Source organism: Streptomyces syringium, assembly GCF_017876625.1.
GTDB lineage: Bacteria > Actinomycetota > Actinomycetes > Streptomycetales > Streptomycetaceae > Streptomyces > Streptomyces syringius.
This window is the reverse complement of the sequence record NZ_JAGIOH010000001.1, coordinates 3128516-3143287: the sequence shown is the minus strand read 5'-3', so window position 1 is coordinate 3143287 and position 14772 is coordinate 3128516. Positions and strand designations below refer to the sequence as shown.

At 71.9% G+C, this 14772-nt stretch carries 11 protein-coding genes; 10 read left to right on the top strand and 1 reads right to left on the bottom strand.

Translation table 11 applies throughout. The features are described from left to right. The first annotated feature begins 154 nt into the window (after nucleotides 1-154). The 6 genes from JO379_RS13850 to JO379_RS13825 all read left to right on the top strand — a co-directional run bounded on the left by JO379_RS13850 (nucleotide 155) and on the right by JO379_RS13825 (nucleotide 8963). Nucleotides 155-943: an ABC transporter ATP-binding protein gene (locus tag JO379_RS13850; RefSeq protein ID WP_130879173.1), complete on the top strand. Its 789-nt coding sequence runs from the start codon at nucleotides 155-157 to the stop codon at nucleotides 941-943. Beyond that, the gene (locus JO379_RS13845; RefSeq protein WP_209515135.1) at nucleotides 940-3501 is read left to right on the top strand and encodes an ABC transporter permease; all 2562 of its coding nucleotides are present in this window, start codon (nucleotides 940-942) and stop codon (nucleotides 3499-3501) included. The genes JO379_RS13850 and JO379_RS13845 overlap by 4 nt, the downstream gene beginning before the upstream one ends. 162 nt (nucleotides 3502-3663) lie before the next feature. Further along, complete coding sequence (locus JO379_RS13840) at nucleotides 3664-4023, top strand: hypothetical protein (protein ID WP_209515134.1); 360 nt, start codon at nucleotides 3664-3666, stop codon at nucleotides 4021-4023. Next, on the top strand, nucleotides 4016-4279 hold the full coding sequence (locus JO379_RS13835) for a hypothetical protein (protein WP_209515133.1): 264 nt from the start codon (nucleotides 4016-4018) through the stop codon (nucleotides 4277-4279). Before JO379_RS13840 ends, JO379_RS13835 begins: the two co-directional genes overlap by 8 nt. 181 nt (nucleotides 4280-4460) lie before the next feature. Continuing rightward, a complete protein-coding gene (mfd, locus tag JO379_RS13830) occupies nucleotides 4461-7994 on the top strand; it encodes a transcription-repair coupling factor (RefSeq protein WP_209515131.1) in 3534 nt (1177 codons plus the stop codon). Between the two features lie 255 nt (nucleotides 7995-8249). Continuing rightward, nucleotides 8250-8963 carry an HNH endonuclease family protein gene (locus JO379_RS13825; RefSeq protein WP_242626175.1) on the top strand — a complete coding sequence of 238 codons (714 nt, stop codon included), beginning with the start codon at nucleotides 8250-8252 and terminating at the stop codon, nucleotides 8961-8963. Between the two features lie 183 nt (nucleotides 8964-9146). Here JO379_RS13825 and JO379_RS13820 read toward each other — a convergent pair whose 3' ends face one another. Beyond that, on the bottom strand, nucleotides 9147-10598 hold the full coding sequence (locus JO379_RS13820) for a DUF2079 domain-containing protein (protein WP_209515129.1): 1452 nt from the start codon (nucleotides 10596-10598) through the stop codon (nucleotides 9147-9149). A 493-nt stretch (nucleotides 10599-11091) separates the two neighbouring features. Between JO379_RS13820 and JO379_RS13815 the strand changes: the two genes are divergently transcribed. The 4 genes from JO379_RS13815 (at nucleotide 11092) to JO379_RS13800 (ending at nucleotide 14696) form a co-directional block, all read left to right on the top strand. Further along, nucleotides 11092-11715 carry a SurA N-terminal domain-containing protein gene (locus tag JO379_RS13815; protein WP_130879181.1) on the top strand — a complete coding sequence of 208 codons (624 nt, stop codon included), beginning with the start codon at nucleotides 11092-11094 and terminating at the stop codon, nucleotides 11713-11715. A 34-nt stretch (nucleotides 11716-11749) separates the two neighbouring features. Then, nucleotides 11750-12724: a nucleoside triphosphate pyrophosphohydrolase gene (locus tag JO379_RS13810; RefSeq protein WP_209515127.1), complete on the top strand. Its 975-nt coding sequence runs from the start codon at nucleotides 11750-11752 to the stop codon at nucleotides 12722-12724. A gap of 102 nt (nucleotides 12725-12826) precedes the next feature. Beyond that, complete coding sequence (locus JO379_RS13805) at nucleotides 12827-13252, top strand: DUF6479 family protein (protein WP_242626176.1); 426 nt, start codon at nucleotides 12827-12829, stop codon at nucleotides 13250-13252. A gap of 178 nt (nucleotides 13253-13430) precedes the next feature. Next, a complete protein-coding gene (locus JO379_RS13800; RefSeq protein ID WP_130879183.1) occupies nucleotides 13431-14696 on the top strand; it encodes a cytochrome P450 family protein in 1266 nt (421 codons plus the stop codon). Nucleotides 14697-14772: the final 76 nt, after the last annotated feature.

The following is a 14772-nucleotide window of genomic DNA, read 5'->3' as shown; positions in this document are numbered from 1 at the left end:
AGGGGTGTCGGTAGGGCTAGCACCACCCCCAAGACAGGGACGGGCACCATCGTGGCCGCGTCCGGATTCCCGCAGGCTTTACGACGTGTCCTTCCCCCGCTCGCGGCGGGACGTATCCGGGCACGACGCGTTGCACAGACATAGGAGACCTACCGTGAAAACGGCTGTATCGATTCCCACGACCGGGGGCAGTGGAGGACATGCGGCCGTCGCGGCGAGGGCCCGTCAGGTCCTCAAGGCGTACGGGGCGGGGGAGACCCGGGTCGTCGCGCTCGACCACGTGGACGTGGACATCGCCCGTGGGCAGTTCACGGCCATCATGGGCCCGTCCGGGTCCGGCAAGTCGACGCTGATGCACTGCCTGGCCGGCCTCGACACCGTCACCTCCGGGCAGATATTCATCGACGACACCGAGATCACCGGGCTCAAGGACAAGAAGCTCACCCAGCTGCGCCGGGACCGGATCGGCTTCATCTTCCAGGCCTTCAACCTGCTGCCGACGCTGAACGCCCTGGAGAACATCACGCTCCCCATGGACATCGCCGGCCGCAAGCCGGACCGGGCGTGGCTGGACCGCGTCGTGGAGACCGTGGGCCTCGCGGGCCGCCTCAAGCACCGGCCCAACCAGCTCTCCGGCGGCCAGCAGCAGCGCGTCGCCGTGGCCCGCGCCCTCGCCGCCCGACCCGAGATCATCTTCGGTGACGAGCCCACCGGAAACCTGGACTCGCGGGCCGGCGCCGAGGTGCTGGGCTTCCTGCGCCGCTCGGTCGACGAGCTGGGCCAGACCATCGTCATGGTCACCCACGACCCGGTGGCCGCCTCGTACGCGGACCGGGCGCTGTTCCTGGCGGACGGGCGGATCGTCGACGAGATGTACCAGCCGACGGCCGACCTGGTCCTGGAGCGGATGAAGCACTTCGACGCACGCGGGCGGGTGTCGTGACCGTCCTCAGGACCTCCCTGCGCAACTTCGTCGCCCACAAGGGGCGGATGGCGCTGTCCGCCGTCGCGGTGCTGCTGTCGGTGGCATTCGTCTGCGGCACGCTCGTCTTCACCGACACCATGAGCGCCACGTTCGACAAGCTCTTCGCCTCCACCGTCTCCGACGTCAGCGTCGCCGCGCCGAAGAACGACGACGCCCAGCAGACCGGCAGGCCGCAGACCGTCCCCGCGTCCCTGAAGGCGAAGCTCGCCGCGGCCGACGGGGTCGCGAAGGTCGAGCCGCACGCCACCAACCAGCAGATCACCGCCGCCGACGCGCGGAACAAGAACATCGGCCCCACCTCCGGCGCCCCCACCGTGGGCACCAACTGGAGCGACAGCCAGAAGAAGTCCGTCGACATCACCAGCGGGCACGAGCCGCGCGGCGCCACCGAGGTCGTCCTCGACTCCGACACCGCCGACAAGCACGGGCTGAAGCTGGGTGACACCCTGCGCGTGATGGCCGCTCCGGGCGACTTCAAGGTCACGATCACCGGTCTCGCCACGTACCGGACCACCAACCCGGGTGCGGCGGTCCTCTACTTCGACACCGCGACCGCCCAGAGCAAGCTCCTCGGCACCACCTCCGCTTACAGCGGTTACGGTCTGACGGCGGCCGCCGGGGTCAGCGACGAGCAGCTGAAGAAGAGCGTCACCGCCGCCATCGGCACCGGATACACGGTGCACACCGCCGCCGAGACGAAGGCGGAGGCCCAGAAGGAGGTCGGTTCCTTCCTCGACGTCATGAAGTACGCGCTGCTCGGCTTCGCCGGCATCGCCGTGCTCGTCGGCATCTTCCTCATCGTCAACACCTTCTCCATGCTGGTCGCCCAGCGCACCCGGGAGATCGGTCTGATGCGGGCCATCGGCTCCAGCCGCAAGCAGATCAACCGGTCGGTGCTGGCCGAGGCGCTGCTCCTCGGCGTCGTCGGCTCGCTCCTCGGGATCGGCGGCGGTGTCGCCCTGGCCATCGGGCTGATGGAGCTCATGGGCTCCCTGGGCATGAAGCTCGACACCTCCGAGCTGACCATCAAGGCCACCACGCCGCTGGTGGGCCTCGCGATCGGTGTCGTCGTCACCGTCCTCGCCGCCTACCTGCCCGCCCGCCGGGCCGGGAAGATCTCGCCCATGGCCGCCCTGCGCGACGCGGGTACCCCCGCCGACGGCAAGGCCGGCAAGGTACGGGCCGCCCTCGGCCTGCTGCTCACCGGCGCGGGCGCGGCCGCCCTCGTCGCGGGCGGCGCGGCGGACCGGGCACAGGCGGGCTCGGCGTTCCTGGGCCTGGGCGTGCTGCTGACCCTCGTCGGCTTCGTCGTCGTGGGCCCGCTGCTGGCCTCCGTCGTCGTCCGCGGCCTCAGCGTGGTCGTGCTGCGCCTCTTCGGCCCCGTCGGCCGTCTCGCCGAGCGCAACGCGCTGCGCAACCCGCGGCGTACGGGCGGCACGGCCTCCGCCCTGATGATCGGCCTGGCTCTCGTCGCCGCCCTCTCGGTGGTCGGCTCGTCCATGGTTGCCTCGGCCACGGACCAGCTCGACAAGTCGGTCGGCGCGGACTTCATCATCGGCGGCGACGCCGGGCCGCTGAGCCCCGCCATGGTCAAGGCCGTCCGCTCGGCGGACCACATCGCGCACTTCACCGAGTACACCGGCGTCAACGCCAGGATCACCACTCCGGACGGCACCACCGCCACGGAACAGCTGACCGCGGCCACGCCCACGTACGCCCAGGACCTGCGGATCGAAACGGTCCGCGGCAAGCTGTCGGACGCCTACGCCACGGACGCCATGTCGGTGCCGGAGGGCTGGGCGAAGGAGCACGGCGTCACCATGGGCGATCGGCTGACCGTCGCCATGGTCGACGGCCGGACGGCGAAGCTGAAGGTCAACGCGATCACGTCGGACGACACCACGTTCGACAAGGGCGCGATGTACACGAACATCGCCACCGCCAAGCGCTACCTCCCGGCGGACAAGGTCCCGGCGACCTCCATGATGTTCGCCAAGGCCGTGGACGGCCAGGAGAAGGAGGCGGCCGCGGCCCTGAAGGCGGCGGCCCGGGACTACCCGCAGATCGAGGTCCGTGACCAGGCCGACTACAAGGAGCTCATCAAGGGCCAGGTCGACCAGCTGCTCAACATGATCTACGGCCTGCTGGCCCTCGCCATCATCGTCGCGGTCCTGGGCGTCGTGAACACCCTCGCCCTGTCGGTCGTCGAGCGGACCCGCGAGATCGGCCTGATGCGCGCCATCGGCCTCTCCCGCCGCCAGCTGCGCCGCATGATCCGCCTGGAGTCGGTGGTCATCGCCCTCTTCGGCGCCCTCCTGGGCCTGGGCCTCGGGATGGCCTGGGGCATGACGGCCCAGAAGCTGCTGGCACTGCAGGGCCTGGGCATCCTGGAGATCCCCTGGCCGACGATCACCGCGGTCTTCCTCGGCTCGGCACTGGTGGGCCTGTTCGCCGCCCTGGTCCCGGCGTTCCGCGCGGGCCGGATGAACGTCCTGAACGCCATCGCCACGGACTGACCACCGGCAGGGCAAACGGCCCGGCCCGGACGCGCCACGGGGGTGCGCGTCGGGGCCGGGTCGTCCGCGTGCGGTCGGCCCGTCACAGGTGCCCCTCCGCCGTCCGGCCCATGCGGCGCGACCGGTTGCCGTACGGTGATCGGGGCACCCTTGGGAGGACGCATGACCACGCAGCCCATTCACGACGGTGGGGCGCTGATCCCCAGACCGGAGAAGACGTTCCCCGCGCTGCGGGCGGCTCTCGCGCAGGTCGCGCCGTCGCGCCTGGCGGAGATGACGACCGAGCGCGACACGGTCTTCACGATGGCCACCCAGTCCAACAGCTTCGGGCCGATCGCCATGTTCCAGCTCAAGTGGGCCACGGTGATCGAGATCGAGCGTTTCCCCGACGTCGCCCGGCGGCTGCGCGCAGCCGAGCACGCGGCCCAGACGCTCGACCGGGAGGATCCGGCATGGCGGGCCGCGATGGACGACATCAGGCAGATCATGGACGGCGCCCGGGCGCAGGTCGCCGGTGAGTGACTGGCACTGGGAGTACGACCCGGATCCCCGGCACGTCATCGGTGAGACGCCGAACCTCGCCTTCGTCGCGCTGGTGGAGGAGCGCGCGGACGAATTGGTGCGGGCCGCGGCAGCGCTCTACCTCGACGGCGCCGCCTGTCAGGGGCCCTCTCCCGGCCTGGGCGAGGAGGTCCTCCCGAACGGGATGTTCCAGTACCTGACGGTCGTGCGGCAGCGGTGCCTGTACGTCGTGCAGGTCACCCTGTGGCCCCTCTGAGCCGAGGCTGCCGGGGTCGATCGGGCCCGGGGCGGGACGCCCCGGGTGCGTTCGTGGTCCGACCGCGGTTGTCGGCCCGCCGTCGTAGGCTGGGGGCACCCCGGCCCGTATCCCACGTGTCGGGTGGTTCGCGTTGCCCACCCCCTGCACTCCTTTGTTCACATCGGGACGGAAGCCCCTCATGAGCCTGCACGGTCTGCTCGACGCCGTCGTCAATGATCCGGCGCTCGCCGAAGCGGTGAAGGCCGCGGCCGACGGGAAGCGGCCGCATGTCGATCTCGTCGGCCCGCCCGCCGCGCGCCCCTTCGCCATCGCCGCGCTCGCGCGGTCCGCCGGGCGGCCCGTGCTGGCCGTCACCGCCACCGGGCGGGAGGCCGAGGACCTGGCGGGCGCGCTGCGGTCGCTGCTGCCGCCCGACGGCGTCGTGGACTTCCCGTCCTGGGAGACGCTGCCGCACGAGCGGCTGTCGCCGCGCTCGGACACCGTCGGCCGGCGGCTCGCCGTGCTGCGCCGGCTCGCGCACCCGAGCAAGGACGACCCGGCCGCGGGGCCCGTCAGCGTCGTCGTCGCGCCCGTGCGGTCCGTGCTGCAGCCGCAGGTCAAGGGGCTCGGCGACCTGGAGCCCGTCGCGCTGCGCAGCGGGCAGAGCGCGGATCTCGGCGAGGTTACCGAGGCGCTGGCCGCCGCCGCGTACGCCCGGGTCGAACTGGTGGAGAAGCGGGGTGAGTTCGCCGTCCGCGGCGGGATTCTGGATGTGTTCCCGCCCACCGAGGAGCACCCGCTGCGCGTGGAGTTCTGGGGCGACGACGTCGAGGAGATCCGTTACTTCAAGGTCGCCGACCAGCGGTCCCTGGAGGCCGCCGAGCACGGCCTGTGGGCGCCGCCCTGCCGGGAGCTGCTGCTGACCGACGCCGTGCGGGCGCGGGCCGCGGAGCTCGCGGAGGAGCACCCCGAGCTCGGCGAGCTGCTCGGGAAGATCGCCGAGGGCATCGCGGTGGAGGGCATGGAGTCCCTCGCCCCGGCCCTGGTGGACGACATGGAGCTGCTGCTCGACGTCCTGCCCGCCGGGTCCATGGCGGTCGTCTGCGACCCCGAGCGGGTGCGGACGCGCGCCGCGGACCTCGTCGCCACCAGCCAGGAGTTCCTCCAGGCGTCCTGGGCGGCCACGGCGGGCGGCGGCGAGGCGCCCATCGACGTCGACGCGGCGTCCCTGTGGGGCATCGCGGACGTCCGGGACCGGGCCCGCGAGCTGGGCATGATGTGGTGGTCGGTCAGCCCCTTCGCGGCGGACGAGGAGGAGCTGGACGGCGACACCCTCAAGCTCGGCATGCACGCGCCCGAGGTCTATCGCGGTGACACCGCCCGCGCCCTGGCCGACACCAAGGGCTGGGTCGCCGACGGCTGGCGCACGGTGTTCCTCACCGAGGGCCACGGCCCCGCGGCCCGTACGGTCGAGGTGCTCGGCGGCGAGGGCATCCCCGCCCGCCTCGACGCCGATCTGCCCGAGCTGTCGCCGTCCGTCGTCCATGTCTCCTGCGCGAGCCTCGACAGCGGCTTCGTCGACCCCGGGCTGAAGATCGCGGTGCTGACCGAGACCGATCTGACCGGTCAGAAGTCGGCCAGCAAGGAACTGGGCCGGATGCCGGTCCGCCGCCGCAAGACGATCGACCCGCTGACGCTCCAGGCCGGTGACTACATCGTCCACGAGCAGCACGGCGTCGGCCGCTACATCGAGATGGTGCAGCGCACCGTGCAGGGCGCCACCCGCGAGTACCTGCTCGTGGAGTACGCGCCGGCCAAGCGCGGCCAGCCCGGCGACCGGCTCTACATCCCGACCGACCAGCTGGAGCAGGTCACCAAGTACGTCGGCGGCGAGGCCCCGACGCTGCACCGGCTCGGCGGCGCGGACTGGACGAAGACCAAGGCGCGCGCGAAGAAGGCCGTCAAGGAGATCGCCGCCGACCTGATCAAGCTGTATTCGGCGCGGATGGCCGCCCCCGGGCACTCCTTCGGCGCGGACACCCCCTGGCAGCGGGAGCTGGAGGACGCCTTCCCCTACGCGGAGACCCCCGACCAGCTCACCACCATCGCCGAGGTCAAGGAGGACATGGAGAAGTCCGTCCCCATGGACCGCCTGGTCTGCGGCGACGTCGGCTACGGCAAGACGGAGATCGCGGTCCGGGCCGCGTTCAAGGCCGTGCAGGACGGCAAGCAGGTCGCCGTGCTGGTGCCGACCACGCTGCTGGTGCAGCAGCACTTCGGCACGTTCTCCGAGCGGTACGCGCAGTTCCCGGTGGTCACCAAGGCGCTGTCCCGCTTCCAGAGCGACACCGAGGCGAAGGCCGTCCTGGAGGGGCTGCGGGACGGCTCGGTCGACATCGTCATCGGCACCCACCGGCTGTTCTCCTCCGAGACCAAGTTCAAGGACCTGGGCCTGGTCATCGTGGACGAGGAGCAGCGCTTCGGCGTGGAGCACAAGGAGCAGCTGAAGAAGCTCCGCGCCAACGTCGACGTGCTGACGATGTCGGCCACCCCCATCCCCCGCACGCTGGAGATGGCGGTCACCGGCATCCGTGAGATGTCGACGATCACCACGCCGCCGGAGGAGCGGCACCCGGTGCTGACCTTCGTCGGCCCGTACGACCAGAAGCAGATCGGTGCCGCCATCCGGCGGGAACTGCTCCGCGAGGGCCAGGTCTTCTACATCCACAACCGGGTGGAGTCCATCGACCGGGCGGCCGCGCGGCTGCGCGAGATCGTCCCCGAGGCGCGGATCCAGACGGCGCACGGGCAGATGGGGGAGAGCGCCCTGGAGCAGGTCGTCGTCGACTTCTGGGAGAAGAAGTTCGACGTCCTGGTCTCCACGACGATCGTGGAGTCGGGCATCGACATCTCCAACGCCAACACCCTGATCGTCGAGCGCGGCGACAACTTCGGCCTGTCGCAGCTGCACCAGCTGCGCGGCCGCGTCGGCCGTAGCCGCGAGCGCGGCTACGCCTACTTCCTCTACCCGCCGGAGAAGCCGCTCACCGAGACCGCGCACGAGCGGCTCGCCACCATCGCCCAGCACACGGAGATGGGCGCGGGCATGTACGTGGCGATGAAGGACCTGGAGATCCGCGGCGCGGGCAATCTGCTCGGCGGCGAGCAGTCCGGGCACATCGCGGGCGTCGGCTTCGACCTCTACATCCGCATGGTCGGCGAGGCCGTGGCGGACTACCGGGCCTCGGTGGAGGGCGGGGTGGAGGAGGAGCCGCCGCTGGAGGTGAAGATCGAGCTGCCGGTCGACGCGCACGTCCCGCACGACTACGCGCCGGGTGAGCGGCTGCGCCTCCAGGCGTACCGGGCGATCGCCTCGGCCAACAGCGAGGCGGACATCAAGGCCGTCCGCGAGGAGCTCACCGACCGCTACGGCAAGCTGCCGGAGCCGGTGGAGAATCTGCTGCTCGTCGCGGGTCTGCGGATGCTGGCCCGCGCGTGCGGGGTCGCGGACATCACGCTCCAGGGCCCCAATGTACGCTTCGGCCCGGTCGAGCTGCGCGAGTCCCAGGAGCTGCGGCTCAAGCGCCTCTATCCGCGGACGGTCATGAAGCCGGCGACGAACCAGATCCTGGTGCCGCGTCCGGCGACGCGGCCCATTGGCGGCAAGCCGCTGGTCGGCCGGGAACTGCTCGCGTGGACGGGCGAGTTCCTGACGACGATTCTGGGTTCGTAGCGGAAGTTCTCAGCGGACCTTTGGCGTCCGTGGTCGCGTGTGCCCCTGCGAGGGGGGCGCGGCCACGGGCGCTGTTCCGTGGGTGGATGTGCGCCTTCGCGCCGTTTGTGGCCGTCTGAACCGGGACAAATTCCCTACGGCCCGGTGGGCGGTCCACATCATCTGACGGTCACCGGATCCGGTTCACGCCGCCACCTCACGCATCCGGTTCACGCCGCGTCTTCACGCCGCCACCTCACAGACGGGACACCTCCCTTGCCTCGGTTCACGCTGCCCGCGTACGCCGTCCTTGCCGCCGCCCTCCTCGCCGCCGCCGGTTGTTCCTCGGAAGGGGAGAAGGGCCCGGACGCCGCCAAGGGTGGTGAGGGCTCGGCCCTGAAGACGGCGTCCACCCTGACGGTCAAGGGACGGGAGTCCATGGAGGGTTACACCCGGACGAAGTTCGGCCGGCCCTGGGCGGATACCGACGGGAACAGGTGCGGCACCCGGGACGACATCCTCAAACGCGACCTGTCGGAGGTGAAGTTCGGCGACGGCCGCTGCACGGTCACCTCCGGCACGCTCACCAAGGACCCGTACACGGGGAAGTCGGTCCGCTTCGAGCGGGGGAAGAGCAGGATAGACATCGACCATGTCGTCGCCCTGTCCGACGCGTGGCAGAAGGGCGCCCGCGGCTGGGACCCGGCCAAGCGCGTCGCCCTCGCCAATGACCCGCTCAACCTGATAGCGGCGGACGCCTCCGCGAACCGCAGCAAGGGCGACGGCGACACGGCGAAGTGGCTGCCGGGCAACGAGGCGTACCGCTGTGAGTACGTCGCCCGTCAGGTGGCGGTGAAGAAGAAGTACGGCCTGTGGGTGACCGACGCGGAGAAGGCGGCCATGGTGAAGGTCCTCTCCGCCTGCCCCTCCCGCAAGCCGCCCACCGGGGGCAACCCCACCGCGGCGCCGACCCGCTTCGCGACCAGGTAGCCGAAGGCCCTGCCGGCGGGCGCCCTGCGGGCGCGTCCTCAATCTCCCCCGGCTACCGCTGGGAGGTGCCCCCAGCGGGCTGCTGTGCTGTGTCCTCAATCGCCGGACGGGCTTGAATGAGCCCGTCCGGCGATTGAGGACACCACCGCGCAGCGGGGGTGCGCACGACCTCGGACAGGCGCCCTAGGCGATCCGCTTCAGGACGACGTAACCGCCCTCGCCGCCGAGGACGCCGAAGCGGGAGCCGGGGTGGCGCCGCTGGGCCTCGGCGGCCAGTTCCTGGAGCGGCTTACCGTCGGTGACGTGCTGGGCGACGTAGTCGGGGACGACGCCCCGGGTGTCCCCGATCCACAGCACCCGGCAGCGGGAGACGAGCCGGCTTATCGGGCCGACGTCCGCTTCGACGACGGCACCGTCGGGGATGCGGGCCAGCAGGCGTTCGGTCGCCTTGACGCCCTCGGATATCCGGTACGTGTCGGGCTCCGTCAGCCCGTACAGCGGCAGCGAGGCGCTCAGCGCGAGCGCCGCCGCGAGCACGGCGGCGGGCAGTTGGTGCGCGTAGCGGCGCAGCCACCGGCGCCGGCTGCGCCGGGCCGTGGCCAGCGCGTCGACGAGGGTGAGGAAGACGACGGGCATCAGCACGGCGCTGTAGTGCCAGTCGGTGCCCCAGTAGTGCTCCTCGTGGGAGACGAACCGCCAGCCCAGCGTCGGCAGCGCGACGATCAGCAGCGGTGAGCGCAGCGCCAGCAGCCCGGTGGTGGGCAGCAGTACCCACAGCAGGGTGCGGACGGCGGTGTCGAAGGGGATGGTGGCGGTGGGGCCGGTGCCGTTGACCTTGTTCCAGTAGTCGTAGGAGCCGCCGGTGTTGAAGCTCGGGATGATCAGGCCGAGGGTGACGGCGAGGGCGGCCAGGCCGAACGCCACCAGCCCGACGGCGAGCGCCGTCGCGCGCGGGTCGCGCTTCGTGCCGCGCAGCCGCATGAGGATCAGCACCCCGATGGCCGCGGCCGTGACGCCCAGGTCCTCCTTGACGAGGACGAGCGGCACCGCCCACCACACCGCGGCCCGCCACCGTCGGCGCACCACGGCCTCCAGGGAGAAGGCGAGCAGCGGCATGGCGAAGGCGATCTCGTGGAAGTCGAAGTCGACCGCGCGCTGCACCCCCCACGACAGCCCGTACGCGATGCCGACGGCCAGTCCGCGCGCCCGGCCCAGCAGCCCGGCCGCGAGGCGGGTGACGGGCACGGCGGACAGCGCGAACAGCGCCGCCTGCGCGACGAGCAGGGTCACGGGGCCGGGGAAGACGCGGTAGAAGGGCGCGATCAGCGCGGTGACCGGGCTGAAGTGGTCGCCGAGGATATGGGTGCCGGGCCCCTTGAGGTCCGCGACGGGCGCCTGGAGGTGGGCGTAGGCGCGTATCGCCTGCTCGAAGATGCCGAGGTCCCAGGACATGGTCAGCATCCGCCGGTGCCGGCACACCGACACCGCGGTGAACAGGACGAAGAGGACGGCCGCCAGCCAGTACGGGTCGGCCCGCGGCCCGAGCAGGGCGGCGGCGCGCGGCGTGGCCTTGGACTTCATGGACCGGGCCGGGCTGCGGCCCGGTGCCGAGACGGCGGCTGCGGCCGAATCCATGGGCGGTCCTGTCCTCTCTATAGCGCGGTGTCTCCGGTGAGCCGCCGGGGCCACGGGACGCGCCGGGCGAATGTCGAAAAGATACGCGAAAGCGACCGGGGCCGGTCGGGAGCCGGTCCCTTGCCGGGAAGGCCTGCCTCTTCTCTCTTCTCCGGCCCCCTCCGCGAAGACGGCTCCCGGGCGGCGGCGGTTCACCCGGCCCCGGCTTTCGCGACGCACCTCACGCCACCACCGCGGTCCCCTTGCTCCCGCACCACCGCTGCGCGGCGGTGTCCTCAATCTCCCCCAGCTACCGCTGGGAGGTGCCCCCAGCGGGCTTGATGTGGCTGAGCTCAGCGAGAAACCAGCCCGTCCGGCGGTTGAAGACACCGCTCGCCGCCGCCGGCGAATCGTTGGCCGAATCAGTGGCCTACGTCACGTGGACTCCCTACCATCGATCAACGCAAGGCCGACTGCCCGCTCGTCATCGTCCACGACCCAGCCGGGAGGCTCCATGCACCGCCGTAGGACCGCGCTCGTTGTCTCCGCCGCCGTGCTCCTCTCCGCGCCGCTGCTCACCGCCTGCGGGTCCACCTCGCATCCCGGCGCCGCGGCCGTCGTGGGCGACGACCGGATCAGCGTCTCGCAGCTCCAGCACGAGGTGAACGTCGTACGGGACGCGCAGCGGTCCTCCCCGCAGGGGCAGCAACTGCTGGCCAACAGCGCCCGGCTGAACCAGGACACCCTGATCCGTCTCGTCCAGAACCGGATCGTGCAGCAGGCCGCCGAGGACAACGGCGTCGAGGTCACCCGGCGCGAGGTGCAGCGGCGCCGCGCCGAGGTCGAGCGGTCCAACGGGGGAGCGGAGACGGTGCGGGCCCGGTTCCTCGCCCTCGGCATCGCGCCCGACCGGATCGACGAGGCGCTGACCATGGACCTCACCCGGGCCAAGCTGGACGGCAAGCTCGGCGCCGCCCGCACCAACGACGTCCTGCGGCGCACCTCCGACGCCCTGCACGTGGACGTGAACCCGCGCTACGGCACCTGGGACCCCAAGCGCGGCACCGCCGAGCCCGCGCAGGAGCCGTGGCTGCGGGCCGCCGCCCCCGCCCCGGGCGAACCCGAGCGCCCGGCGTGAGCCGCCACCGGTGCCGTCGCCTACGCTCGGCGGTGTGAACGACTCCGCACCTGGCCGCATCGTCCTGCTCACCACCAGCCACCGGGTCGCCCCCGGTCTGCTGTCCTGGCCCGCCTGGCAGGTGCTGCGCGCCGCCGACCGGGTGCTGTGCGCCGACCCCGCCCACCCGCAGCTGCCGTATCTGCGGGAGGCGGGGGTCGAGGTCGAGGAGGGCGCCGCGACCGCCCGTGAGCTGGTCGACTACTGCGTGAGCGACGCCCGCACGGCCGTGGTGCTCACCTCGGCCGTCGGCGAGTCCGCCCTCACCGACGGGCTGGCCCGGCTCGCGGGCTCCGGCCGCGAGACGATGCCCGCCCTGGAGCTCCTCCCCGGCTCCTACGACCTGCCGGGCGCCCGCCTGATCGACCTCGTCCAGGTCATGGACCGGATCCGGCGGGCCTGCCCGTGGAGCGGCATCCGCACCCACGAGGACCTGGCGAAGTACGGCCTGGAGGAAACGTACGAGCTCCTGGAGGCCATCGAGACCGGGGACCGGGAGTCGCTGCGCGAGGAACTGGGCGACGTGCTGCTCCAGGTCGTCTTCCACGCCCGGATCGCCGAGGACGACGCGGACGAGCCGTTCTCCGTCGACGACGTGGCGGGGGTGATCGTCGACAAGCTCATCCACCGCCACCCGCACGTCTTCGGCGAGGAGTCCGCCGAGACCCCCGAGGACGTCAAAGCGCACTGGCTGCGGACGAAGGCGGTCGAGAAGGAGCGCGAGTCGGTCACCGAAGGGGTGCCGCTCGGTCAGCCGGCCCTCGCCCTGGCCGCGAAGCTGGCCTCCCGCGCCCGGGCCGAGGGCCTGGACGTGACCCCGCCGGCCGGGGACGGCGTCGGCTACGAGCTGCTCGCCCTGGCCGTACGGGCCGAGGCGGACGGCGTCGAGCCGGAGACCGCCCTGCGGGCCGCGGCCCGCGCCTACCGCGACGCGATCCGCGCGGCCGAGGGCGGCGCCGGCGGCGTCTGACCCCGCGGCGGGCGGCCCGCGCCCCGGGGGTACGCGGAGGGCCGGGCACCCGTTCGGCCCAGATTCGGGCCTGCCCGCGCGCAGAGGGGGTAACCGGACCGCATGCTGGAGAACATGGACCTCGCCAACCGCGACCATCTCGTCGGTATCGCGCCCGCGGTCGTCGGCGTGATCGTCACCATCCTCCTGATCGTCGCCGTCTTCTGGGGACGCCGGAAACGTGACGCGGAACCGCCGCCCCCGGCCGCGCCACAGCGGCGCATGGGCGCGTGGAGCACGCCGGAGGAGCAGCGCGAAGGCCCCAAGTCGCCCGACCACGGCCCGGGCCACGCCGACGAGGAGGGCACGGTCGGCTATGTCACCGAGCACCACGAACAGAACGAAGTGCCGCCACTGGACCAGGAACACCGGATGCTGCCGCACGAGCTGAACCCCGCCAGCCACGAGGAAGAGCTGTCGGAGGAGCGCAAGAAGTGGCACGAGGGCGGCAGCGGTGGCTTCGGCAGCGGCGGCGGGGGTCATACGTAGGCCGTCTGTGCCGCCTGCGGCGGCGGGCGCCCTGCGGGCGCGTCCTCAAGCTCCCCCAGCTACCGTTGGGAGGTGCCCCCAGCGGGCTGCAAATGCAGCCCGTCCGGCGCTTGAGGACCCCGCCGCGCAGCGGAGGTGCACAGGTCAAGACCCGCAGGGCCCGAGGTAGCGTCGGGGGGTGCACGAGAACAAGGACACACCCCCCGCGCCGCCCCTTTTCACCTGGGAATTCGCCGCCGACCCGTACCCCGCGTACGCCTGGCTGCGCGAACACGCGCCCGTGCACCGCACCGCCCTGCCCAGCGGCGTCGAGGCCTGGCTCGTCACCCGTTACGCCGACGCCCGCCAGGCCCTCGCCGACCAGCGGCTGTCGAAGAACCCGGCCCACCACTCCGAGTCCGCGCACGGCAAGGGCAAGGTCGGCATTCCGGGCGAGCGCAGCGCGAACCTGATGACGCATCTGCTCAACATCGACCCGCCGGACCACACCCGGCTGCGCCGGCTGGTGTCGAAGGCCTTCACCCCGCGCCGCGTCGCCGAGTTCGCCCCGCGCGTGCAGGAGCTCACCGACCAGCTCATCGATGCCTTCATCGAGAAGGGCGAGGCGGATCTGATCCACGAGTTCGCCTTCCCGCTGCCCATCTACGCGATCTGCGACCTGCTCGGTGTGCCCCGCGAGGACCAGGACGACTTCCGCGACTGGGCGGGCATGATGATCCGCCACGGCGGAGGGCCGCGCGGCGGGGTGGCCCGGTCGGTGAAGAAGATGCGCGGCTATCTCGCCGAGCTGATCCACCGCAAGCGGGAAGAACTGGGCGAAGGAGGCGACGACGACCTCATCTCCGGCCTCATCCGCGCCAGCGACCACGGCGAGCACCTCACGGAGAACGAGGCCGCCGCGATGGCCTTCATCCTGCTGTTCGCCGGCTTCGAGACCACCGTGAATCTGATCGGCAACGGCGTCTACGCCCTGCTGCGCAACCCCGGCGAGCGCGAGCGCCTGCAACGCGCCCTGGCGGAGGGCGACGAGAGCCTGCTCGCCACCGGTGTGGAGGAACTGCTGCGTTACGACGGGCCGGTGGAGCTCGCTACCTGGCGGTTCGCGACCGAGCCGATCACCCTGGGCGGGCAGCGCATCGCCGCCGGCGACCCCGTGCTCGTCGTGCTCGCGGCCGCCGACCGCGACCCCGAGCGGTTCGCCGAGCCGGACACCCTCGACCTGTCCCGGCGTGACAATCAGCACCTCGGCTACGGGCACGGCATCCACTACTGCCTGGGCGCGCCGCTCGCCCGGCTGGAGGGCCAGGCCGCGCTCGCGACCCTGCTGCGCCGCCTGCCGGACCTGCGACTCGCCGCCGACCCGGAGGAGTTGAGGTGGCGCGGCGGGCTGATTATGCGTGGTCTACGCACGCTTCCGGTGGAATTCACTGCGCGTATCAGATGACCATACGTCAACTCACGTGACCTTCGCGTGACCTCCGCTACACCGGCTTGTGACTCCTGTGGTCCGTCGCTATGTT

Excerpts from the sequence above, each read along its gene's own strand:
- JO379_RS13840 (WP_209515134.1), top strand. The coding sequence starts at position 3,664 with ATGACCACGCAGCCCATTCACGACGGTGGGGCGCTGATCCCCAGACCG.
- mfd (WP_209515131.1), top strand. The coding sequence starts at position 4,461 with ATGAGCCTGCACGGTCTGCTCGACGCCGTCGTCAATGATCCGGCGCTC.
- JO379_RS13820 (WP_209515129.1), bottom strand. The coding sequence starts at position 10,598 with ATGGATTCGGCCGCAGCCGCCGTCTCGGCACCGGGCCGCAGCCCGGCC.
- JO379_RS13815 (WP_130879181.1), top strand. The coding sequence starts at position 11,092 with ATGCACCGCCGTAGGACCGCGCTCGTTGTCTCCGCCGCCGTGCTCCTC.
- JO379_RS13805 (WP_242626176.1), top strand. The coding sequence starts at position 12,827 with ATGCTGGAGAACATGGACCTCGCCAACCGCGACCATCTCGTCGGTATC.